19 protein-coding genes are annotated in these 24,296 nt (G+C 51.2%); 5 read left to right on the forward strand and 14 right to left on the reverse strand.

The features are described 5' to 3' along the window. Positions 1–2: 2 nt before the first annotated feature. Positions 3–1,502, reverse strand: a complete 1,500-nt coding sequence (locus B9D94_RS21220; RefSeq protein WP_148248837.1) for an arabinosylfuranosidase ArfA — start codon at positions 1,500–1,502, stop codon at positions 3–5. Positions 1,503–1,913: 411 nt separating this feature from the next. Between B9D94_RS21220 and B9D94_RS21225 the strand changes: the two genes are divergently transcribed. Further along, positions 1,914–2,831 (forward strand): ArsR/SmtB family transcription factor, encoded by a 918-nt coding sequence (locus B9D94_RS21225; protein ID WP_006208915.1) that lies wholly within the window; start codon positions 1,914–1,916, stop codon positions 2,829–2,831. Positions 2,832–4,196: 1,365 nt separating this feature from the next. On the opposite strand, the gene B9D94_RS21230 is transcribed toward B9D94_RS21225, so the two are convergent. The 11 genes from B9D94_RS21230 to B9D94_RS21280 form a co-directional block, all read right to left on the reverse strand. Beyond that, complete coding sequence (locus B9D94_RS21230) at positions 4,197–5,387, reverse strand: sn-glycerol-1-phosphate dehydrogenase (protein ID WP_148247935.1); 1,191 nt, start codon at positions 5,385–5,387, stop codon at positions 4,197–4,199. 159 nt (positions 5,388–5,546) lie between these two features. Continuing rightward, positions 5,547–7,217 carry a ribulokinase gene (locus B9D94_RS21235; RefSeq protein WP_148247936.1) on the reverse strand — a complete coding sequence of 557 codons (1,671 nt, stop codon included), beginning with the start codon at positions 7,215–7,217 and terminating at the stop codon, positions 5,547–5,549. 51 nt (positions 7,218–7,268) lie between these two features. After that, complete coding sequence (gene araD / locus B9D94_RS21240) at positions 7,269–7,958, reverse strand: L-ribulose-5-phosphate 4-epimerase (protein ID WP_006208910.1); 690 nt, start codon at positions 7,956–7,958, stop codon at positions 7,269–7,271. Positions 7,959–8,055: 97 nt separating this feature from the next. Then, complete coding sequence (locus tag B9D94_RS21245; protein ID WP_036643023.1) at positions 8,056–9,144, reverse strand: GntR family transcriptional regulator; 1,089 nt, start codon at positions 9,142–9,144, stop codon at positions 8,056–8,058. A gap of 101 nt (positions 9,145–9,245) precedes the next feature. Further along, on the reverse strand, positions 9,246–10,733 hold the full coding sequence (gene araA / locus B9D94_RS21250; RefSeq protein WP_036643022.1) for an L-arabinose isomerase: 1,488 nt from the start codon (positions 10,731–10,733) through the stop codon (positions 9,246–9,248). A gap of 250 nt (positions 10,734–10,983) precedes the next feature. After that, on the reverse strand, positions 10,984–11,679 hold the full coding sequence (gene urtE, locus B9D94_RS21255) for an urea ABC transporter ATP-binding subunit UrtE (RefSeq protein WP_006208907.1): 696 nt from the start codon (positions 11,677–11,679) through the stop codon (positions 10,984–10,986). Further along, a complete protein-coding gene (gene urtD, locus B9D94_RS21260) occupies positions 11,657–12,496 on the reverse strand; it encodes an urea ABC transporter ATP-binding protein UrtD (protein WP_006208906.1) in 840 nt (279 codons plus the stop codon). Before urtD ends, urtE begins: the two co-directional genes overlap by 23 nt. Beyond that, a complete protein-coding gene (urtC, locus tag B9D94_RS21265) occupies positions 12,471–13,559 on the reverse strand; it encodes an urea ABC transporter permease subunit UrtC (protein ID WP_036643021.1) in 1,089 nt (362 codons plus the stop codon). Before urtC ends, urtD begins: the two co-directional genes overlap by 26 nt. Before the next feature lie 15 nt (positions 13,560–13,574). Beyond that, positions 13,575–14,480: an urea ABC transporter permease subunit UrtB gene (urtB, locus tag B9D94_RS21270; protein WP_036643019.1), complete on the reverse strand. Its 906-nt coding sequence runs from the start codon at positions 14,478–14,480 to the stop codon at positions 13,575–13,577. A 53-nt stretch (positions 14,481–14,533) separates the two neighbouring features. Further along, positions 14,534–15,793: an urea ABC transporter substrate-binding protein gene (gene urtA / locus B9D94_RS21275; RefSeq protein WP_063478896.1), complete on the reverse strand. Its 1,260-nt coding sequence runs from the start codon at positions 15,791–15,793 to the stop codon at positions 14,534–14,536. A 320-nt stretch (positions 15,794–16,113) separates the two neighbouring features. Then, entirely contained in the window at positions 16,114–17,013 is a 900-nt protein-coding gene (locus B9D94_RS21280) for a glycerophosphodiester phosphodiesterase (protein ID WP_036643018.1), read from the reverse strand. Positions 17,014–17,304: 291 nt separating this feature from the next. On the opposite strand from B9D94_RS21280, the gene kduI reads away from it, so the two are divergent. From kduI to B9D94_RS21300, 4 genes are all read left to right on the forward strand, one after another. Continuing rightward, positions 17,305–18,138 carry a 5-dehydro-4-deoxy-D-glucuronate isomerase gene (gene kduI / locus B9D94_RS21285; RefSeq protein WP_148247937.1) on the forward strand — a complete coding sequence of 278 codons (834 nt, stop codon included), beginning with the start codon at positions 17,305–17,307 and terminating at the stop codon, positions 18,136–18,138. Between the two features lie 40 nt (positions 18,139–18,178). Further along, positions 18,179–18,928: a DeoR/GlpR family DNA-binding transcription regulator gene (locus tag B9D94_RS21290; RefSeq protein WP_148247938.1), complete on the forward strand. Its 750-nt coding sequence runs from the start codon at positions 18,179–18,181 to the stop codon at positions 18,926–18,928. A gap of 83 nt (positions 18,929–19,011) precedes the next feature. Next, a complete protein-coding gene (kduD, locus tag B9D94_RS21295; RefSeq protein ID WP_148247939.1) occupies positions 19,012–19,764 on the forward strand; it encodes a 2-dehydro-3-deoxy-D-gluconate 5-dehydrogenase KduD in 753 nt (250 codons plus the stop codon). Positions 19,765–20,034: 270 nt separating this feature from the next. Further along, complete coding sequence (locus B9D94_RS21300; RefSeq protein ID WP_148247940.1) at positions 20,035–20,916, forward strand: transporter substrate-binding domain-containing protein; 882 nt, start codon at positions 20,035–20,037, stop codon at positions 20,914–20,916. A 118-nt stretch (positions 20,917–21,034) separates the two neighbouring features. Here the strand turns inward: B9D94_RS21300 and B9D94_RS21305 are convergent, their stop codons facing one another. Further along, positions 21,035–21,661 (reverse strand): 50S ribosomal protein L25, encoded by a 627-nt coding sequence (locus B9D94_RS21305; protein WP_148247941.1) that lies wholly within the window; start codon positions 21,659–21,661, stop codon positions 21,035–21,037. A 197-nt stretch (positions 21,662–21,858) separates the two neighbouring features. Then, complete coding sequence (gene pulA, locus B9D94_RS21310; protein ID WP_253806010.1) at positions 21,859–24,219, reverse strand: type I pullulanase; 2,361 nt, start codon at positions 24,217–24,219, stop codon at positions 21,859–21,861. Positions 24,220–24,296 lie beyond the last annotated feature (77 nt).

A 24,296-nucleotide genomic window follows, 5' to 3' on the forward strand; every position in this document is an offset into this window, starting at 1 on the left:
ACTCAGGCCTTTTTCAAACGAATAACATTCCAGGATGCCTTGGCAAGTCGTGCCGTCACATGTCCGCTGTCAAGATTGGCTTCTCCCCGGTTGTGGGGTTTTACCGTCTCCTCCGACGCGGTATTCACGGCCTTGAGGTCGTCATGCTCCATTACGATATGCTCGATAAGCCGGTATCCTTCAAAGCTGCGCACATCGCATTCGAGGTCCAATGCTTCCTCCAGATGACGGTTCACGGCAAAGATCGTAATCTCTTCGTCGGCTTCGTTATGAACAACCGCACTATCCAGGTACGGAACATCGGTAAAGTCCTTGGAATCATACTTCGGCGAGTCGACGATCGGCAGCAGCGATACACCCCGGCCATACTTCGAAACGTGAAGATATGGATAAAATATCGTCTGCTTCCAGGCGCGTCCCCCATTCTCTGTCATGATCGGAGCAATCACGTTCACGAGCTGCGCCAGACAAGCCATCTTCACCCGATCTGCATGACGCAGGAACGTAATGAGCATGCTGCCCACCAGAATGGCGTCCTCGAAATTGTACACATCCTCCAGCTGAGGCGGAGCCACGCTCCAAGGATCGATCTGCCTGTCTGCATCGTTGGAATGATACCAAACATTCCATTCATCGAAGCTGAGGTACATCGTCTTTTTGCTGCGTTTCTTGGCCTTGATATAGTCGCAAGTGGACTTGACCGTATGGATAAAGTGATCCATATCCAGCGTAAGCGCCAGGTAATTGGCCGTATCGTTGTCGCGGTTACCGTAATACTGATGCAGGGATATGTAGTCCACCGCCTCATACGTATGATCCAGCGTTGCGGCTTCCCATTCAGGGAATGTTGGCATGCCGGTGCTTGAGCTGCCGCACGAAACCAGTTCAATCGAGGGATCAACCAGCCGCATCGCTTTTGCCGTCTCCAGTGCAAGCCTGCCATATTCCGCAGAGGTTTTGTGTCCAATCTGCCATGGTCCGTCCATCTCGTTGCCAAGGCACCACGTTTTGATCTTGTGGGGCTGTTTATAGCCGTGACTGCGGCGCAGATCGCTCCAATATGTACCTCCAGGATGGTTCGTGTACTCCAGCAAATTTCTGGCGGCATCAATACCCCGGGTGCCCAAATTCACAGCCATCATGACCTCCGAGCCAACCTCCTTGGCCCAGGAAATAAACTCGTTCGTGCCTACCTCGTTCGGTTCCAGCGTCCGCCAGGCAAGCTCCAGCCGTTTCGGCCGCTCGGTCACGGGTCCTACTCCATCCTCCCAGTTGTAACCGGAGACAAAGTTCCCGCCGGGGTACCTGATAATGGGGACATTCAGTTCCTTAATCAATTCCTTCACGTCACTTCGAAAGCCCCCTGCATCCGCCGTCTCATGACCGGGCTCGTAAATCCCTCCATACACAGCACGACCAAGGTGCTCAATGAATGAACCATAAATGCGGTTATCAACTTGCGCGATTCGAAACGACTTATCCACGATCATCCGTGCCTTCATTTTCTCAGCTGCCAAGTCCTTCACCTTCCGTTAAAATAATTATGAAACATTTTAAATAAACCTGAATGAATTCGTTTTCAGATATAAAATATCATATGAGGAGTGCTATGTAAATATACAAATATAAAATGATTTATATAAATAAATAATAAATGAATTTTCAGTAGAGAATTTAGTTTATTTTTGTCGAAATTCGCTTATTTTGTTGATATCCATGCTTTTTATCTTGATATAAACCTCAAATAAAAGAAGTGTCTGCTATCAAAATGATCTTTTTCTTCACAAGATTCTCGAAGATTTGGAACACATCTTTATTTCGCGCTGGTGTTGATTTATAATTATTTGAAATAAACATCATTCCCTGTACACATCGTTATTTAATCCCTTAATCGGAAGAAGGTTCGAGATAAAATGATCTACATTAAAGATTTAATGAGCGGGCTTGATATCTTTAAAGCCCTTAGCTCCGAAATTCGCATTCAAATTCTGGAGCTGCTGGCCAAGAACCAAAGCTTGAACCTGAACGATCTGGCAAATAGGCTGAACCTCAGCAACGGTGCCATCACCATGCATATCAAGAAATTGGAGGAGAGCGGTCTGATCGAGATCAACACCACAGGCGGGAAGCACGGCATACAGAAGATTTGTTACTTGAATAAAGACACACTGATGGTTGATCTTCGCAGCAAGGACATTGATAATTTGTACGAGGTGGAGATTCAGGTTGGGCATTACAGCGACTACCAAGTCATTCCGACCTGTGGATTAGCCACCAAGGACAGTATCATCGGGGATTTTGACGATCCACGCTATTTCGCAGATCCAGAGCGGATTCATTCGGAAATCATCTGGCTTACCGAAGGTTTCCTGGAATACCGGATTCCGAATTATTTGAAGTCGAACCAGTCATTCCGCGAGATCCAATTCTCGTTGGAGCTCGGTTCTGAGGCTCCGGGATATTGCGATAACTATCCATCGGATATTTTCTTTTATGTCAACGGCATCGAGATTGGCAGCTGGACAAGTCCCGGTGATTTCGGCGACAAACGCGGCACCTTCAATCCCGAATGGTGGCCGCCCCATTTGAACCAGTACGGCATGCTGAAGCTGATCCGGATCAACAAGGAAGGCAGCTTCATCGATGGATGCCGCATTTCGGACGTAGGCCTGGACCAGATTCAACTGGATTACAAGAGCGAGCTCACCTTCCGGGTTGCTGTCAACGAACGATCGGTCAACAAGCGCGGCTTAACCATTTACGGCAAACATTTCGGCAACTACAGCCAGGACCTGCTGGCGCGTGTGCTGTATGATGTGAAGGAAGAGTAAGGGTACATGATGGGGAAGTTCTGCGTAGGCAGCTTCTACTCAACATCGGACATATGAACAAAACAGCTGGATGCAGGGAAACCCTGCTCCAGCTGTTTTTCTGCCGAGGGTGGCCGGCCTCTGGCGAGAGCGGTGGACTCTGCTGTAGGTGGCTGACCTCTGGCGAGGGCGGTGGACTCTGCTGCAGATTGCCGGCCTCTGACGAGGGCGGTGGCATCTGCTGTAGGTGGCTGACCTCTGGCGAGGGAGATTGCCACTACTGCAGATTGCTGACCTCTGACGAGGGCGGTGGCATCTGCTGTAGGTGGCTGACCTCTGGCGAGGGCGGCTAACTCTGCTGCAACTCGTGGATTTCCCAGGGCTAACGGACTGAGAATCCGTTATTCACGCCAAATGGCGTTATGTAGAAAACTAACGGACACGAAAGACGTTATTCTGTAGAAATTGCCGGAAATCAAACTGATTTTGTGATAATAAGGACTCCTGAGTCCGTTAAACTCCAAATTGGAGTCGATTACGGAGAATAAGAGCAATGGAGTCCGTTAACGCGCCGGGGGATGCAAAAAGAACGCAAAGAGCAGAGCTAACAAGGATCCTTGAACAGCACGCGAGCGATCGAGCCGCCTTCATCGGTCTATGACTTTCTGGAGGAGGATAATATGGTGCAAACAGTGACAGGTAGAACAGTAAAATAAGGAGTATGACTAGAGGAACAGTCACAGAAAGACAGCCACAGGATGAACAACACTGGAGGGAACATAACTGAAGGAAAAGTGGCATAAGGAATAGTTACTGAAGGAACAGTTGAGGAACACAGGAGGGATAGAACACCTATAGGAGGAGCAACCACAAGTCATCAACCACAAGTCATCGATCACAAGTCGAACTGCCTCAATTCGAACAACCACATGTCAAACTGCCTCGAGTCATACAAAACTCAAGTCGAACAACCACGAGAGTAACTGTATGATAGTATAAGAGCGTCTAAACAGAACAAAAAGGGGCATCCACTAGAATTCAGATCTTTTGGACGCCCCACCTCATTAACCAAACAAACGATCTCTCATATATGGTCGCCAGCATCGAGCCTGCCCTTGACCACGCACCGTGCGCAGTGGGAAGTTGCATCACCACGCGCAGGGAGCCCCGTCTGCACCAATTCACACTGTACGTACAGGGAACCGTACATGCAGGGAGCCGTGCATGCAGGGAGCAATGTGCACCATGAACACACACGCACAGGGAACTGTACGCACCTCGCACAAAATGCAAACGAACAGCCAATCCCATTTCCAAGTTATATTCAGTCCAGTTAATTTCAGTACCTGTAGTCACCAGTTAATCATCCACTATCATGTTATCTCCCTATCGATTTGCCCCAACTTTTGCCTCATTTAAAGCCCTTAAAATAGTATGGCGGTCACGGAGCGCGTGCGCCTCCTTCAAGCTCTGATGAAACAGCTCCTCATCGATTCCAAGCTTCTGGAGGCTTGAAGGTCCTCCAGCCTGCTGCAGTAAGATAGCAAGCTCTTCCTTCGCAGGAACCTTTCGCAGCCATTCCTGAACTGACGTTCGGTACTGCTCCCAATCTGTAGGCTCGGCATACGGATAAACTCCGTGATCTGCCGCATCATGATAAAGGCTTGAAATCTCGCTGCAAGCCACCCCCACCTTGGCACCATGAAGGAGCGCGCGCTTGCCCAGGCGCAAATACGCCATCTCCCAATAATGGGACAGATGATGCTCCGCCCCTGAGGCGGGATGGGACTGTCCGAACAGCAGCATCGCGATGCCGGATTCAATCAAGGCCGTCATCAGAATGCGGATGCCTTCCTCCGTGCGATCGCCGATGGCCTGCACATGCTTGACGCAAACCTCCAGCGCCTGTTCTGTAATGGCGGCCACTCCTTCATCATAGGGCTCGCCTGCCGTGGTAGAAGAGAATTTCCAATCCAGCAGCGATGTATATTTGCCAAGCATATCGCCAAAACCGGCGGCAACCAGCGGCTGGGGTGCCTTAACAAGTATATCCAGGTCAGCGAATATGGCGAGGGGAGCCGTAGCCGCAAAGGTCTGCTTGATTCCCCGGACTACAATCGGCGCGCCTGCTGAAGTAAAACCATCCACAGAAGGAGCCGTAGGTACCGAAATGAACGGCTTGCCGGTCCGGTGAGCTACAAAGCGGGTAATATCATGAATCGTGCCAGATCCCACAGCGATCAGGCATCCTGTCCGCTCCGGCTCCACTTCAATAAGCAGCTGCATCAGCGAGCGTTCATCCGCCACAACGTCTCCTTGCTCATCGGGCTTGATCAGACACAGCCGGGAATTCACACCTGCTGCTTCCAGGCAGTTCATCAACGTTTGTCCGGCAGCTTCATATGTGTTCGTATCCGCTACCAAGACCGGTGACTGAAGACCCTGCCGAATCAGATACAGAGGCACATCAAGAATAACTCCCCGCTCAAGCGCCATATCATCAAGACCACGGAACGTTGGCTGGACTTCCTTCATCTGACTCATCAAACGTTTTGCGTAGTTCAGAGATTCCGTCATGCAGTTCCTCCCCTTCATTCTATCCATGTATGATCCTTGCCAATTTCTCTCGATCTATTCCCATCCTGACAGCAGAGCTGACCTTGCGAAGCTATAACCCGATAGCCATCCCCGGTATCCCACGCTCAACCCTTCCAGCTGTTTCTACCTGCCTATGGTTTATTCAGCCGACTGCTTAATCCGCTTCAGCCGTTTCATCACGTCATTTTCGCCCCGTCCAAAATAATCATGCAGCTTGCTGTACTCCCGATACAGCTGCTCGTACACTTCCACATGCTCCGGAATCGGTTTAAAGGTTTCTTCCTTCACCCGAGCCATCTTCGCGGCAGCATCGATAATCGAATCATATCCGCCCTGTGCCTGACCCGCAGCGACAGCGGCAAACATGGCAGCCCCGAGCGCCGGTGTCTGCTTGGAGTCGGCCACCACAATTTCACGGTTGGTGACATCGGCATAGATTTGCATTAAAAGGTGGTTCTTCTGCGGCAGTCCGCCGCAGGCATAGAGGACGTCCACCGGCACGCCATTCTCGTGAAAGGCGTCCACGATTTTGCGTGTACCAAACGCCGTTGCTTCCAGCAAGGCACGGTAGATTTCCTGCGGCTTCGTCAGCAGAGTCATCCCTAATATCAGCCCGGTCAGGTCTGTATCCACCAGCACCGAACGGTTGCCATTCCACCAGTCCAGCGCGAGCAGACCGGTTTGGCCCGGCTTGTAGGCAGCCGCTTCCCGCTCCAGCCACTGGTGAATGCCGATTCCGTCTGCAGCCGCAGCTTCTGTTACATACGCGGGAAGCGCTTCCTCAACGTACCATTCAAAAATATCGCCGACGGCCGATTGTCCCGCTTCATAACCGTACAATCCCGGGATAATGCCGTCTTCCACGACCCCGCACATCCCCTCAACCCGCTTCTCTTCGGTACCGAGGATCATATGACAGATCGACGTTCCCATCGCCATGACCAGCTTGCCTGGAGTAACCACACCGACAGCCGGAACCGCCGCATGAGCGTCAACGTTGCCCACTGCAACAGCGATACCGGGGGTTAAACCCATCACCTCGGCCATGGTTTCTGTAAGTCCACCCGCTCGGCTCCCAAGGGGTCTGACCTCGCCCCGGAGCTTGGTTTCCGCCAGATTCTCCAATCTCGGATCCAGTGCTTTAAAGTAGGCCTTGCTTGGGTATCCATCCTGCTTATGCCATATCGCCTTGTAACCAGCCGTACAGCTGTTTCGGACCATATTGCCAGTCATTTGGGAAATGACCCAATCCGTCGCTTCCAGAAACATATCCGCACGTTCATATATAGCCGGCGCTTCATCGAGAATTTGCCATACCTTAGCCATCATCCACTCGGAGGAGATCTTCCCGCCGTAACGCGGCAAAAAGGATTCTCCGCGCTCAGCGGCAATGGCGTTGATCTTGTCAGCTTCGGGCTGCGCGGCATGATGCTTCCACAGCTTCACCCAGCTGTGCGGCTGATCCGCCAGCTCCGGGTGGAAGCAGAGCGGCTCGCCAAGCTCGTCAACCGGCAGCATCGTGCATGCCGTAAAATCAATGCCGATGCCAATCACATCCGCCGGATCAATACCGGATTGTTCAATGACAGTAGGCACGGAGACCTTCAGAACCTCCAGATAATCCCCCGGATGCTGAAGCGCCCAGTCATACTCAAGTTTCTGTCTGGAACCCGGCAAAAACTCATCGATGACATGATGCCGATATGGCGTAACATGATCCGCGACTTCCTGCCCGTCTGCCAGATTAACCAATACCGCACGTCCGGACTGCGTCCCGTAATCGACGCCAATGGTATACTTTTTCCCCATCTCATTTCCCCCCACAGATGAAATCATGAATGATGATGACCATGACAAATTTTACTTTTGACCGTAATAGGCATTAATCCCATGCTTCCGCAAAAAGTGACGATCCAGCAAATTCTGATCCATCGGTTCAATAGCAGGGTTGATTTGCTGCATGCGAGCCGCAATCTTCGCGCACTCTTCCAGAACCACTGCATTATGCACCGCATTATGGGCATCCTTGCCCCATACAAACGGCGCATGAGAATGGACAAGCACGCCGGGCACCCGATTCGGATCCAGATCCGCGAAACGCTCCACGATGACGTTGCCCGTCTCCCGTTCGTAAGCCCCTTCGATCTCTTCACGGGTCATGGGACGCGTAACCGGAATCTCCCCGTAAAAATAGTCGGCGTGCGTTGTTCCATAGGCAGGAAGCGCGCGTCCGGCTTGGGCCCAGCTCGTTCCCCATGGCGAGTGGGTGTGCACAATCCCGCCAATCTCTTTAAAATTCTGATAGAGCACCAGATGAGTCGGCGTATCGGAGGAAGGCCGTAAATCGCCTTCAACTACGTTTCCCTTCAGATCGAGCACGACCATGTCATCGATTGTCAGCTCTTCATAAGGAACGCCGCTGGGTTTAATAACAAACATCCCGCGTTCCCGATCAATGCCGCTTACATTCCCCCATGTAAATGTGACAAGTCCGTACTTCGGAAGCTCCAGATTTGCCTCCAGCACCTGCTGCTTTAAATTCTCCAACATGAACAATCTCTCCTCTCTATATTTGAAAAATATAGTTGTACGTACAAGTTGGCATGCAGGGGTCCGTCTTTCCGGACCTCAAATCTTCTATAATGACCTACTGTTTTTTCACTGATTCTCTCTCCACCAGCTCAGGCTCATAAATCGTATCGGAAATTTCCGTTTGATTCTCGATCATACTGATCAATTGTCTCGCGGCAGTGATCCCCATCTCCGTCTTTGGATGAGTCATCGTTGTCAGCTTCACACCGGAAGCAATCGCAAGTGTCGAATCATCGAAGCCGACCATGGATACATCCTGTGGAACCTGTAGTCCGCATTGCCCCGCGGCCTCCACCAGAGACACGGCCAGCTCATCGTTGTAACATACGAGCCCTGTCGGGCGCTGCTCATCCGGCTGCTTCAGCAGTTGTACGGCCTGATCGTAAGGGAAGCTCCCCTTCTGCTCGGTTGTGTAGGTAACCACCCGCTCCGGCGATACGGGAATGCCCGCCTCTCGATGTGCCCGCAAGAAGCCTTTTAGCCGATTCACGCCCTGAAGATCGTCCCGCTTGAAAAACCCGGCAATCGCCGTGTGTCCGTTCTCGATCAAATGGCACGCTGCCTTGTAACCGCCTAACTCATCATCAAGCTTGAGGCAAGGACAATCCAGCTCCCGATACTTCTCGTTAATCATCAGAAACGGAATTCCCTTCTCCTGCAAGGATAAGAAATACGACAGGTTTGGATTGCCTTCCGCACTCTTGGTCGGTTCAATAATCAGCCCGCTAAGCGGCTGGCTGGTCATAAGCTGAAGGCTGTCCATCTCCTTATCCTTGTTATTATCCGTGCTGGAGAGCAGCAGGCGATATCCCTTGCTTCGCAGCTCGGCTTCGGCTCCCCGGACAATATGCGGAAAGATGTAATCCGAGATGTACGTCGTAATGATCCCGATCGTCTTGACCTGCTCGCTCTCCCGGCGCTCCGGATTTCTTGCAAACGTTCCTTTGCCCTGTATCCGTTCCAGCCAACCTTCCTTCTCAAGCTCGCCGAAGGTCTGGCGTACCGTCTGCCGGCTTACGCCGAACTGATCCGCAATTTCATGCTCCGAAGGGACCTGTTTACCCGCCTGAAGCCGGCCCGATTCAAACCAGGAGAGCAGTTCGTTTTTTAATACAATATATTTGGGTATCCGTCTATTATTCATCATTCACCTCTAGCCTCACGCACTCATTATGTTAGGATTTGGAGTAATCCCAAGTTATCTCGCTATTGTAACACAGGCCAGGCGAATGCCGACAGAACCAGTTACCGCAGGCGATAGGCCGCTTCGCTCCAGCGGAGCTCATTCTTAAACCGCTGCAAGGTGGTATCCTTGTCAATAATAACCGCTTCAATACCCGCCATATCGGCCCAATCGCTCAGATGCTCAGACGTCATTGCATAAGAGAGGACGGTGTGATGCGCCCCGCCAGCCAATATCCACGCTTCTGCAGACTCGCGAAGGGATGGCTGCGGCTTCCATAACACACGGGCCACGGGCAGCTTCGGCATCGGCTGCTCTACCTTGACGCCATCGACCACGTTCACGAGAAGTCTGAAGCGATGTCCCAGATCAATCAGTGAAGCGTTGACTGCCGGACCGTCCTGGCCGTTGAACACGAGACGGGCCGGGTCTCCCTTTCCTCCAATTCCGAGCGGATGAACCTCCAGCGTCGGCTGATCCAGGGCGATGGTCGGGCATACCTCCAGCATATGAGATCCAAGAATCATATGGTTTCCCGGCTCGAAGTGATAGGTGTAATCCTCCATGAAGGAAGTGCTTTTATTGCCCGCAAGGACCTTGAGTACGCGCGTCAAAGCCGCTGTCTTCCAGTCCCCTTCGCCGCCGAAGCCGTAGCCGGATTCCATCAGCCGTTGAACGGCCAGTCCCGGAAGCTGCTTCATGCCGTGCAGATCCTCAAAGGTCGTCGTAAATGCGCCAAACCCGCCCTCTTCCAGGAAACGGCGCAGTGCAATTTCGATCCGGGCTTGATACGCAATGGAATCACGCACATGCCCCTCGCTAAGCCCTTCTTTTGCTATCGAATACCGCTCTGCATATTCATTCAGGAGCGCCTTTACATCCTCATCTCCCACTTCATTCATGGATTGCACAAGATCGCCAATGCCGTAACCGTTGACGGACCAGCCAAGCTTAATTTGGGCCTCCACCTTATCTCCTTCGGTTACCGCGACCTGGCGCATATTGTCACCGAAACGCGCCACTTTCAGCCTGCGGCTTTCGGCATAAGCCGCGGCCGTCCGCATCCAGCCGGCGATGCTGTCACGAACTTCCCCATCTTCCCAATGACCCACAACCACCTTGCGGGCAATGCCGAGACGGGCACCGATATGACCATATTCACGATCACCGTGGGCGGACTGGTTCAAGTTCATAAAGTCCATGTCAATCGATTCCCAAGGAATATCCCGGTTGAATTGGGTATGGAAATGAAGGAGCGGCTTTTGAAGTTGGGATAGGCCTGCAATCCACATCTTGGCCGGAGAGAACGTGTGCATCCAGGTCATTATGCCTGCACAGGACTCATCGTTGTTGGCCTCCAGAATCAGATTGTATATTTCATCCGGTGTCGTTACGATCGGTTTGAACAGAATAGGGTACGAAAATACAGGATCTTTCCCCATCTCCGTTGCCACAATGCGGGAATGCTCAGCTACCTGCTCCAGCGTTTCAGGACCATACAAGTGCTGGCTTCCGGTAACAAACCAAAAAGAATGCGGTTTCAATTTCATGATTAGAACGCCTCCTGAATGAATGCTTTGTCACTATCTTGTACATACCTATGATTAAATTATTTGTTTTATGATAAATTGTACGCACAAGTAGAATCACTCACATTCTACCCCCGCTCCTGAAAAATAGCAAGACGAAAATAAAAAAAGAACTGTCCCATAGGCTGAAAATGCCGGCCTATATGACAGCCCCTGCTCCCTCCCTCAAACTGCATGTTCCCGGTCGCGATAACCTAAGATTCAAGCAGCTCTATACCGTCAAATAATGCTCGAACTGCTCCATGTCAATGGCATCTTGAACGCCTTCGGCTACAACCGTGCCTTTATCCATGACATAAATATAATCCGCTACGCTCCGCACAAACTCGATGCTCTGCTCCACCAGGATAACCGACGTTTCTCCTTTGGCTTTGATCCCGCGGATCACGTCTTGAATTTCCTCCACGATGGACGGCTGAATGCCCTCCGTCGGCTCGTCAAGCAGCAGCACCTTGGGCCGAGAGGCCAGCGCCCTGGCAAAGGCGAGCTGCTGCTGCTGTCCGCCGCTCAAATCTCCGCCCTGACGATGGTACATTTGCGGCAGTACGGGAAACAAGGCTAACACATCCTCCGGAAAAACCTTGCTCCTGGGCACGCATGGCTCAAGCCCGAGCAGCAAATTCTCTTTCACGGTGAGCTGAGGGAATATCTCGCGCCCTTGCGGGACATACCCGATGCCTCCACGCGCTCTTTTGACAGAATCCCAGCCGGTAACCTCCTGTTCTCCCAGACTCATCCGCCCCTGACGGATCTTCAGCTGTCCGGTTAAAGTGCGCATAAGCGTAGTCTTTCCAACGCCGTTGCGTCCGATCAGACATACAACCTTCGCCGGGTCGACTACCATGGATACGCCGCGCAGGACGGCGCTCTCTCCATAACCCGATTCAATGCCCTGCAGCTTGAGCATTGGTCTCCCTCCTTTTGCCCAGATACACCTCGGCAACCATCGGATCGCGCTGAATTTCCGCCATGGAGCCTTCCTTCAGCAGTTTCCCTTCATGCATCACCGTAACCTTCGCGGCAAAAGAACGAACGAAATCCATATCATGCTCAACCACAACAACGGAACATGCCTTGGCGATATCCTGAAGAAGCATTCCTGTCTTCATCGTCTCCTCATCCGTCATTCCGGCTACCGGCTCATCCAGCAGCAGCAATCGCGGCTTCTGAAGCAGCAGCATGCCGATTTCCAGCCACTGCTTCTCCCCATGCGACAGAGAACCTGCCCGAACATGGAGCCGATCAGGAAGCCCGATCTGCTCCAGCACCTTCTTCATCTCGAACGTGGTGCATCGATTTCTCCTTACCTTAAGCGCCCGAAACACACTTCGATCGGGATCGAGTGTCAGCTCCAGATTCTCTTTAACACTCAAGTTTGCAAAAATCGAGGGTGCCTGGAATTTCCGCCCGACACCGAGACCTGCAATTTCATAATCCCGCTTTTTAGTAATGTCCAGGCCGTCCCCCAGCAGCACGCGTCCGGCAGCAGGCCTTGTCTTCCCGCAGATCACATCCAGCATCGTGGTTTTTCCAGCACCGTTTGGGCCGATAAGAAAATGCAGTTCATTCTTGCGAAGCGCCAGATTCATGCCGTTTACCGCCACGAACCCGCCAAAAGTCACCGTGATATCCTCTGCGGACAACACGATTGGTGAAATGCCGATTTCTCTCACTTCTCCACGGACTGGGACGGAAAAATCAACCTTCTTTGCGTACGGCTGCATGGACAGTACCTCCTCTTCGGGATAATGACGAAACCACCTTGCTCCATACTCCTACCAATCCTTTTGGCATCAACACAACCACAATGACAAACAAAGCGCCCAATACGAGCAGCCAGCCTTCCGGGTAGGCTTCGCTGATCCCGGTTTTGGCCGAATTCAGCAGCACTGTACCGATAATCGCGCCGATAAGGGTCCCCCTCCCGCCCAGAGCCACCCATAATACCATTTCAATGGACGGGACAATCCCCATCATGGAAGGGGATATAATGCCTACCTGAAGTACAAACAGCATTCCGGCAAGCCCGGCCAGACCGCCCGAGACGGCAAAAGCAAACGTCTTGTAACGGGAAGGGTCAAATCCGAGAAACCGCACCCGGTTCTCTCCATCCCTTGACGCTTCCAGCACTTGACCCACGCGGCTGCTCACAATCCTTCTGCACAGCACATATGCCCCTGCCAAAGCAGCCAGCGTGATGAAATACAATCCGATTTTGGTTGACGGCGTGTTCAGGTTAAAGCCCAGAATCGAAGGGTATCCAGTCAGTCCGTTCGTGCCCCCCGTCCACTCCTGCTTGCCTACAAACAGCGTGACTACAATCATGACCAGAGCCTGGGTCAGAATCGTAAAGTACACGCCCACGATCCGGTTGCGGAACGTAAAGAAACCGAGAATCAAAGCGAGCAGCGCCGGAAGCAGCATCCCGAGTATCAGGGCAGCGGGAAACGACCGGAAGGGCTCCCAGAACCAGGGCAGTCCCTCCACACCGCTCCAGCTCATAAAATCGGGCAGGGACGTCCCGCTGGCCTCGAGCTTAAGATACATCGCCATAGCATAAGCGCCAAGTCCGAAGAATACACCGTGTCCAAGACTTAGAATACCGCCATATCCCCAGATCAGATCAAGTCCGACCGCCAGAATCGCCAAAGCCAGAAATTTTGTCAACAACCCCAAGCGAAAAGGGGTCATGAACAAAGGAGCCATACACATGAGAAGCAGCAGAACACTCCACAGAATCCGTTTTGTCCGGCTGCCGGGATTTCCTGTCAACCATTTCAGCACCATACCATCCCCTCCTCTCTAATCCAGACTGCGCGTTCGAAGTGCAACAAGCCCGCGAGGCTTCCACTGCAGGAAAGCCACGATTAAGGCGAACACCAGCACTTTGCCGATGGAAGCCGAAGTGTAGGTCTCAAACAGCGTATTAAACATACCGATTCCCAGCGCCCCGGCAACCGTTCCGATCAATTTTCCAACACCGCCAAGCACGACCACCATAAAGGCATCCACGATGTAGTAGGTTCCAATCGACGGACCGATGGGTCCGAGCAGCGTCAATGCGCAGCCGGCAATACCCGCGATACCCGAGCCAATCGCGAACGTGAGACCATCCACACGCCGGGTTGAAATGCCAAGGCATCCCGCCATGTTCCGGTTCTGCATCACCGCTCTCATCCGCCTGCCCTGAACCGTTCGATAAATATAGAGATACATTGCCGTCAGCACCAAGGCCACCAATACAATAATGAACAACCGTTTATAAGGAAGCACGATGCTTGAAGTGATCGCAAGCCCTCCGTTCAGCCAGGATGGGCTGGTTACGGCCACGTTCGGAGCGCCGAAGATGAACCTTGCGATCTGCTGCAGCATCATCCCGACACCCCATGTAGCCAGCAAACTGTCCAGCGGCCTTCCGTACAGGTGCCGAATCAGAATCATTTCAAGCAGCCAACCGATGAGGGCAGCAACCACAAAGGAAACCAGCAGCGCCGCTATGAAATAAGTATCAAACCAGGATTTCGGCATATACGCGGTAAACAAGCCCTGGGTGACATACGTGGAATAGGCGCCGATCATGATCAGCTCGCCATGGGCCATATTAATAACATTCATCAATCCGAACGTCACCGCCAAGCCAAGTGCAATCAATAATAAAATCGAGCTGACACTCAATCCGTTGAACACCTGCAGGATTGTCATTTCCATTTCGGGAGCCTCCTTTCACGAAAAGGCCCGGGAGCCTTTTCGTGCCTACTGCTTTATTCTCCGCTTAACCCCTTCGCCCAATCGTACGTTTTCAGATACGGATCGGGTTTAACAGGTTCTCCCGAGTTCCAGAGCTCTTTAAACTGACCATCTGCCTGCACTTCGCCAATGCGCACCGTTTTGTAGATGTGCTGATTGTCGCCGTCAATAGTGACTTTGCCTTCCGGTGCAGCAAACTCGATGCCTTTAGCCGCTTCCTTGACCTTGGCTACCTCTGTTGAACCGGCCTTCTCTACCGCAGCCTTCCATAAGTACACAGCGGTATATCCCGCTTCGATCGGATCGGCTGTAACCCGGTCGGAACCATACTTCGCTTTGTATTTATCAACAAAGGCTTTGTTCTCCGGCGTATCCGTAGACTGATAATAGTTCCAAGCTGCCAGATGCCCCTCAAGAATGTCAGCGCCTATTCCGCGAATTTCCTCCTCCGCCACGCTTACGGACAACGTGGTCATATCCTTGGAAGTGATGCCCGCATCCTTCAGCTGCTTGAAGAATGCCACGTTACTGTCGCCATTCAGCGTGTTATAGACGATATCGGGTTTCGCCTCTTTGATCTTGGCAATAATCGTACTGAAATCGGTATGACCCAGCGGTGTATATTCCTCTCCCGCAAGCTCCCCTCCCTCTGCAGTCAGCTGTGCCTTGATAATTTTGTTGGCCGTCCTCGGGAACACATAATCCGATCCGAGCAGGAACATTTTGCTGCCCCGATTCTCAAGCAGCCAGGATACCGAAGGCACGATTTGCTGATTGGTTGTTGCACCTGTATAGAAAATGTTAGGGGAAGATTCTAACCCTTCATATTGGACCGGATAAAATAAAAGACCGTTGTTTTGTTCGAAAACAGGGAGCATCGCTTTACGGCTGGCGGAGGTCCACCCTCCGAACACGGCAGCAACCTTATCCTGCTGCAGCAGTTTGCCCGCCTTCTCGGCGAAGGTCGGCCAATCCGAGGCACCGTCCTCGATCACAGGTTCGATCTGCTTGCCCAGCACACCGCCTGCCGCATTAATTTCTTCGATCGCAAGCATTTCGGCATCCTTGACGGATACCTCGCTGATCGCCATCGTTCCGCTTAGGGAGTGAAGAATGCCGACCTTGATTGAATCACCTTTGGCTTCGATTGGCGCGCTGCCGTTATCCGCTCCGGCATTCGGAGCAGCTTCCTTTTCCGTAACACAGCCTGACATCAAAATGGCGCATAATACAAAAGAGGCCCATCCCTTTACAATTACGCTCTGTTTCTTCATACGCTCCCAACTCCCTTTTTCTGTTTCCGAACATTCTGTCTGCATCTTCTTATCTCTGTTCGTTAATCCACATTATAGTTGCCTTATATTTCCTGTGTCAATAATACTCACATAAATTTATTTATTTTTTTCGTTTTTAGTAAAATCGTCGCAATTTTTCAATATTAAATGTTAATTAACATAACATTAAATCAAAATTACAAATCGAATGATCGTCAATTTTTAATTTATGTAATATATTATTACACAAAAATAAAACAGCCTTTTCTTAAAAAGGCTGTGGTGTAGAGACTATCTATAAAGGTTGTTTATGTTTTTGACTATCGGATGGTCTTCCTGTTCGTAATTGAGATAGGTACCCGATCCGGATAATCCGTAATGATTCCGTCTACGTTAATCTGAAGCACATACGGAATTTGCAGCATATCCCGAATGGTCCAGACAAAGGTTTTCATCCCGGATTGATGGATCTTTTGAACTAATCCCTTGGTGACAAGCCTCATCGAGACATTCACGTATTCCGCGTAAGCTTTCATATCCTGCATTCGCTCTCTGGACAACTCGCCTGAACTGGTGATGACCACACCAAGCGGAATATCTGGCATCAGTCTATGAAACCGGAGCAGCGCATCCGTGTCTGCCGACTGGACAACAACCATTTCCTTATATCGCTGAGGTCCGTTAGCACCCTTCATAACCTTTTTCAGCCCATCTGCAACCCCCTGCTCAATGCCTGGGTACAAATCAGGCGATTTCAATTCGATCAGCAGCCCGATTCGTCCCCCGAAATGCTCAAGCACCTCCGACAGTGTCGGAATCAATTCGCCTTTGTATTCCGATCCGTACCATGAGCCGGCATCCAGCTGCCGCAGCTCCTGAAAGGTTAAATCCCCCACATTTCCTTGACCGTTCGTCGTCCGATCAACCGTCGTATCGTGGATGACCACCATTTCTCCGTCCTTGCTCATCTGGACGTCCAGCTCCAGCATGTCTGCTCCCATATCAAAAGCTTTGGCAAAGGAGGCCATCGTATTTTCAGGAGCGGCGCCCGACGCCCCCCGATGAGCGATATTGATCCAGGACTGATTGGCGTCACCCTCGGACCCGATCCAGGCTGCCTGTTCTCTTATGTCATGCAAAGGATAATTCGGCACATCGGCAGATATTCGGAAACCGGTAACCATGAGCGCAGCCGTCATGATAACGATCATTTTTTTCATATGCTATCAATCTCCTATTGGATCGAACCCTGCTGATTCATAATAGATACCTAGCTTACACTCAAGCTGAACCAGCTTTCGTTATCACTTCTGATGCTAATTCTTCCCTATACAGCCGAATTTCAGTCAGCCCGACTTCCCCTTACAGATAGATCGTGCAGAGCCTGGAGGGAATCATTTTTGTGCAATTAATATTTTTGGTATTGTAATATGAACGTAAATGGAGTAATTTGTACTTATATGAACATTATTTGATTTATTTACAATAGAATAACGAGGAGATGAATGATAATGGAAAGACGTTATGCCTCACACCCTAATGAAGTGAAACAATTTGACACGGACCGGCTCCGCAAGGAATTCCATATTCCCGCCCTGTTCACACCTGACAAGCTGGAGCTTGTCCTTACCCATGAAGACCGTTTGATTATTGGCGGTGCTGCTCCGGTTCGGGAACCCATCACACTGGAAACCGACCTTAAAGAGCTGGGCGTTTCCTCTTTCCTGGAGCGTCGTGAGCTTGGCATTATTAATATTGGCGAACATGGAACCGTACGGGTGGACGGCACGGAGCACGAGCTCAGCAACAAAGAATGTCTCTACGTTGGCATGGGGGCGGAAAAAGTCATTTTCACAAGCACGGATCCTGAACATCCTGCCAAATTCTATTTGAACTCGGCTCCGGCGCATCAAACCTTCCCGACTGCCAAAGCTACCCTTGAAGAAGCCGATTCCAGCGCATTGGGCGATATCAAAAACTCCAATGATCGTGTCATCTATCGGTTTATTCACCAAAAAGGCATTCAGAGCGCCCAGCTCGTGATGGGTATGACCCTGCTGAAGGAAGGAAATATGTGGAACACCATGCCTGCCCATACCCACCCAAGACGCATGGAGGCCTATCTGTATTTTGATTTGCCGGAAGATGCGGTTGTCATCCATCTCATGGGTCAGCCAAACGAGACACGGCACATCGTGATGCGCAATGAACAAGCCGTGATTTCGCCAAGCTGGTCTATCCACAGCGGAGTAGGCACAAGCAATTACACCTTTATCTGGGGTATGGCCGGAGATAATAAAAGATATGATGATATGGACCCCGTGTCCATGAAGGATTTAAAATAGAGGGGATTCATCATTAAGCTACGGAAGAGTTGAGATTCATATGAACCCGTTACGACGCTATGAAAAAATAATGGAATTCCTTCTCACCCACAAAGAAGTGACTGTCGCGGATTTGAGCCAGCAGCTGCAAGTGACAGGGAAAACAATTCGCGAGGATCTGACCAAGCTGGAGGAACAAGGCCTTATCGTTCGTGTGCACGGCGGAGCTGTCCTCGCCCACAGCGATCAGTTTGGCATCCTGCCATCCAAAGAGCCGCTGGCAAAGAATCGGGACGAAAAGACCGAGATTGCGCTAAAAGCACTGGCCCATATCAACACCGGCGACATCATTGCGCTGGATGGAGGCAGCACCACACTGGAGATTGCCCGCAGACTGGATGATGTGTCCTTAACAGTCATCACGAACGATGTGTACATCATCAGTGAGCTGGCCACCAAGAACAACATCCGACTTGTGGTTCCAGGCGGCTACCGGGTAAGGAACATGCTTGCAGGTCCTGAAGGCGTATCGTATGTGAAGCAGTTGAACATTCAAAAAGCCTTTATCTCGGCCACCGGCGTTCATCTTGATCATGGATTGTCCATTTACACCGGGGATCTGATCCCGTTCAAGCGTGCTTTAATCGAAACCGCGCTTTCGGTTTATGCCGTTGTTGACCACCATAAATTCGGTCAAACCGCACTGAGGACCTTTTCCACCCTTCAGGAGATAAGCGGCATCATTACCGATACAGGCCTGCCCTCCGATACGATAAAACAATATGATGCAGCGGGTGTCACCATGCTGTAACTCGCTTGCTTGAAAGGAAACACTCGAGCAAGCCACTTAATTTCAACCTTATGAATTGAACAAAATGAGAGGGGATGCTGTGCATGAACAGGTTTGATTTATCTGGCAAAACTGCAATCGTAACCGGATCTGCTCGCGGTCTTGGCCAAGGAATCGCGATTGCCCTTGCCGAAGCCGGTGCGGATATCGTCGCCGTGTCCATGAATACGAGCGCGGAAACAATTGAGGCGATCACATCTTTTGGCAGAAAGGCTTCTGAGATCAGGGTGGACTTAAGTGACCAGAGCCAACTGCAGCATACCTTCGACCAAGCGCTGGAGCTGACGGGACACGTGGATATTCTGGTGAACAACGCCGGCATTATCCGCCGGACGCCGGCCAAGGATCATGCTGCCCAAGATTGGCTCGATGTAATGGATCTGAATCTGAACACCGTATTTATGCTGTCCCAACTGGCAGGCAGACATATGATTGAGCGCGGCAGCGGTAAAATCATCAATATTTGCTCCATGCTTTCCTATCAAGGCGGAATCAACGTACCCGGCTACACCGCAAGCAAACATGGTGTCGCCGGTTTGACCAAAGCGCTGGCTAACGAATGGGCGGCCAGCGGCATCCAGGTCAACGGAATTGCCCCGGGATACATTGAAACCGATAACACGGCAGCTATCCGCCAAGACGAGGACCGCCGCGCTTCCATAACGGATCGCATCCCAGCCGGTCGCTGGGGTAAACCTGAGGATATCGGCGGACCTGCTGTCTTCCTAGCTTCCGCCGCTTCGGATTACATGAATGGACATGTGCTTTGCGTTGACGGCGGATGGATGGCCCGCTAACATCAATACACGGTTCAACCTGAACCTGACGTTATCATAAAGCTCCTACTGGACGGACGTTTATAAGGTTACGCCTTCTGCTGCTATTATGCGCAGAGATAGCGCAACCTCTTTTTTTGTAATTGCACCCTCTCTTTAAATGATTCAACTCTCCCGATCCTCACTAAAGTCCTGACATTTCACGAATATACGAACCATCCTTTGGGACATGCTAACTTTACGATATGGGCCTCGAAGGACCTTGAATAAAGAAAGGATGGTTTGGGCGTCATGCGCGGAACAAAATCGATACAACGTATCCGTTTGCTCTCCCTGTTCACACTGATCGGTTCCATTATGCTTGCCGGATGTACGGTCAACAGCAACGACCGGGTGCCAACCCCGAATATGGGTGTAAATCCGTACCGGGTGAACACCGGCTACCTGCTTCGGAATGCCGTGGAGCGCGGAACCTTGCGAATTGCGACAGAACGGGATTATCCCCCCTTCAGCTACCATGGAACAGGTGGAAGACTAACCGGGTTTGATGTGGAGGTTGCCGAAGAGGTTGCACGTCATATGGAATTAAAGGCAGAATTTGTGGAAACCGAGTGGAAGAATCTGCTGCCGGGTTTAACGGAAGGCAAATATGATGCGGTATTTAACCAAATCGAAGACCGCCCCGACCGGAGGGCACTTTATGATTTCTCCGTAGCTTATCTGTCCTCTACTCCGGTTCTGCTCGTGCGTTCAGACGAAGATCAGGTCCGTACCTTCCCGGATATTAAGGGAAAGCGCGTTGGTCTGAACCCAACAGGAACCTATAATGATATTGCCAAAAAACATGGGGCGATAATCGTTCCGGTCAAATATATATATGACGCAGCCCGTATGCTCGCAAGGAGTGATCTTGACGCCATAATTTCAGACCCGCTGTCTGTGACCAACCTGAAGCAGCAGTTTCCGGATATGCCGGTTACTACCGTTCAATCGGCCAACCAGACGTTCGAGGTCTCTGCCGCCTTCGTAAAAGGCAATCCGGATCTCGTAGCCGCCGTTGATAACGCTCTGGCTACCATGCAGCAGGACGGAACCTATCTGACCATATGGAACAAATACTTTGGAGATGCTCCATCAAGTTACAAAGGCATTCATGATCGCAAGAATAAGTAAAAATGGCTAGTGAATCTTGAGGACAACCATGCACCACTTTCAAAATTGTCATCTCACCAAAAATAAGACGCCTGCTCCGCTGGTTACCAGCAAAACAGGCGTCTTTTTATCGTGCATATTAGGATTCTTCGGTTGTCTCTTCCGCATTCGCTTCCTCAGTACCTGCGTCCTCGGTCTCTGCAGCCTCCACAGCGCGAGGCACGATGACACTTGCCAGCACTTCCTCCTCCGATGCGTGTAAGGTAATGCCCTTCGGAACTTTGATATCCGCAACGGTGAGTTTGTCCCCAATCTCCAGAGCGGATACATCCACTTCAAGGGTCGAAGGCAAATCACCCGGCAATCCTTCTACGTCTATCGCATTCAGCTGGGTTTGCAGAATACCGCCCGTCTTGGTGCCGACAGCAGTCCCCTGAAAATCCACTCCAATGCTGACGCGAACCGGCTTGTTCATCGAGATCCGCAGGAAGTCCACATGGGAGACATTGCCGCGTCTCTTCTGAATGTCCTTAATCAACACCGGGATTTTACCGGAGCCTGGAATATCAAGCTGGAACACCTCTGAGCGGCCCGTATGGAACAGCTTGGACGTATCTTTGAAATCAACAGCTACAGGGATGCTTTCCTCACCCGCACCGTATACGACACCGGGAATTCCACCATTCTCACGAAGCACACGGCGAGAAGCCCGCGTAAATTCATTTCGAACATCGGCTTTGAGTTGAACGTTGTTTCCTTTTGACATGAGTGACATCCTCCTTTATCGAAAACAAAGTCTATCTCATTATTACCCTATTTAGCTGCTAACTAATCATGCAAAAAAGATGTTTTGCAATTCAAGTCAGAGGGTAATACATAGTACCCCTTTTGAAAATATAAAAACGGGAGCCCCCTCTTCAAAAATGAAAAGGAGGCTCCTTATTTTTTTGCGCTGAAGATGTTTCAGCTGGCCATATCCCGCTGACCTTTCTTGTTGAATCCTTCGTCCTTCCCGCTTCGAAGTGAAAACCGGACTTCCACTTCATCTGGCGGAATATCGATAAACCAGTCATTCTCGCCTTCCCGATCCTCCCAATCGTTAAGCCTGACGATGCAGCCGACCCGCTTGGTTCCGGAAGCGACATGGAAGACCACCCGGGCTTTACCGCTGCTGCCCTGGGTAAACAGTACACTGCCATCCTGTACACCCGTTCCCCATACCCATACGTTCCAGCCATCATACGCCTGGTCACGTCTCTCGTACTCAACCTCAACGGTGACGAGCCCCTTCTTCATTTCGGTTCTATCCTCATACAAAACCATCAGGGATAGTCCTGGCACGGTGACGGCCCCTTGATCCGACGTCTCAATCGTCTCGGTTCCTGCATGTTGTTCATTCACAACGATATTCCAGCGATACAGGGTCGGCGGGAGATCAACCGTCATTTCATGTTCATTCCCGTTAACGACAACCACGATCTGGCTCCAGCTGTCACCTGCAGCATTATTCATGAGCCGGTAGGCGATAATCCGGTCGCTGCTGCGCAGCACCTCCATATGCTCTTCGATCTCTTCTCTTGTGGTCATACGAAATGCCGGGTGGGCTTTCCGCAGGGCGATAAGACCCTTGTAATAGTCAAAGACGGGTCTGAAGCGTTGTTTGTTGCTCCAGCGGATCGCATTAATGGCGTCCCCGCTGCGGTAGCTGTTATGATCGCCGAATTTCGTGCGAAGCAGCTCATCACCGGCATGCAGCAGGGGAATCCCCTGGGAGAGAAGCACGATGCCATTAGCCAGCAAGCTGCGGCGAACAGGCACTGCCCGCATCACATCTTCATCCGATACACCGGCATATGGATTTGAAGCAGCCGTTGCCTGCCATACATCGCCGCCGTCTGGCAGCTTCCCGTCCATCAGATGCAGCAGACCCGCCTGCTGCTCCATCCCTTCTGCAATTAAGATTTTGTCCCACAGGTTTAAATTATCGTGAACTGTGACGTAATTAACCGTCTCGCTCGGATGAAGGGCAAAATCATGGATGGACCCCATCATCCCTTCCACAACAGCCCCTTCATACCACGGCTCGCCAGTAGCAAACCCCCGGCCCCGCCCGTCATTGTCGCCCTTGATGGCATGCCGGAAATGATCATTGAATACAGCAAAGCCTTGATCACGCTGACTTCCCTTGACGGTCTGCTCCGTCAGCGGGCTCATTCCCCCTGTCCAGGGCTCACCATAAAACAGAAGAGAGTTATCCACCTCATGACGCAGCTCGCTTACAATCTCTCTCATCGTAGTGGTATCGATCAAAGCCATCAGGTCAAACCGAAATCCGTCGATATGAAATTCTTTGGCCCAGTATCTTAGAGAATCCTTAATATATTTGCGCACCATCGGTTTCTCCGTGGCCAGCTCATTCCCTACGCCGGAGCCATTCGACAGGGCACCGCTTACGTCCTTCCGGTAGAAATACCCCGGAGCCAATCGTTCAAAGGGACCATCATCCACTGTATACGTATGATTGTAAACCACATCCATCACGACACGGATTCCCCTCGAATGCAGAGCCAGGACCATTTCCTTCAGCTCCCGAATGCGTGAGGCAGGATCTGTGGGGTCTGTGGCATACGATCCTTCAGGCACATTGTAATTCTGCGGATCGTATCCCCAGTTATACTCTCGACTCAAATGGCCTGTTGCATATCCATCCAGCTCGTTAACCGTTCTAAAGTCAAATATCGGCAGCAGGTGCACATGCGTTACGCCCAATTCTTCAAGATGATCCAGCCCAACCGCGTTCCCGCCCATATCCCGCAGGCCGCCCTCTGTAAAAGCCTTATACTTTCCTCTATATTTCATTCCCGAATCGGCATGGATCGAGAAATCGCGTACATGCAGTTCGTAGAGCACCGAATCCGTAGGCTTAAGCAGCTCGGGTCTAACATCCAGCTCCCAGCCTGGAGGATTGCTTTTTGCCAGATCAATTACAGCGCCGCGGCTGCCATTAGCCGAGACGGCTGTTGCATAAGGGTCAACGGCATAACGGACAGCGCCGTCCGTTGACTCGATTTTGAACATGTAATAGGTTCCATGCAGATCCCCGTTCACTTTAGTCGACCATACACCTTCATCATTCCGGTCCATACCGTATAAGGTACCGCCCTCGTGATCTGTCACGAACCCCTGAGGATCATACTCTCCTGCACCTTCATACAAAGCCAGCGACACATGAACCGCATCCGGAGCCCACACCAAAAAGGCAGTCCCTTCTCTGCGATAAATCGCTCCCAGCTTCAGACTCGTGCAGCTCTTGATCATGTCCATACTCATCATCACCGTCACTTTTAAGTAGATTTACTTCCTAGTATGGGCGCCTGAATCATAAGACAGACCTCTAGCAC

The sequence above is a fragment of the Paenibacillus sp. Cedars genome, from assembly GCF_003184205.1.
Classification (GTDB): Bacteria; Bacillota; Bacilli; order Paenibacillales; family Paenibacillaceae; genus Paenibacillus_AQ; species Paenibacillus_AQ glucanolyticus.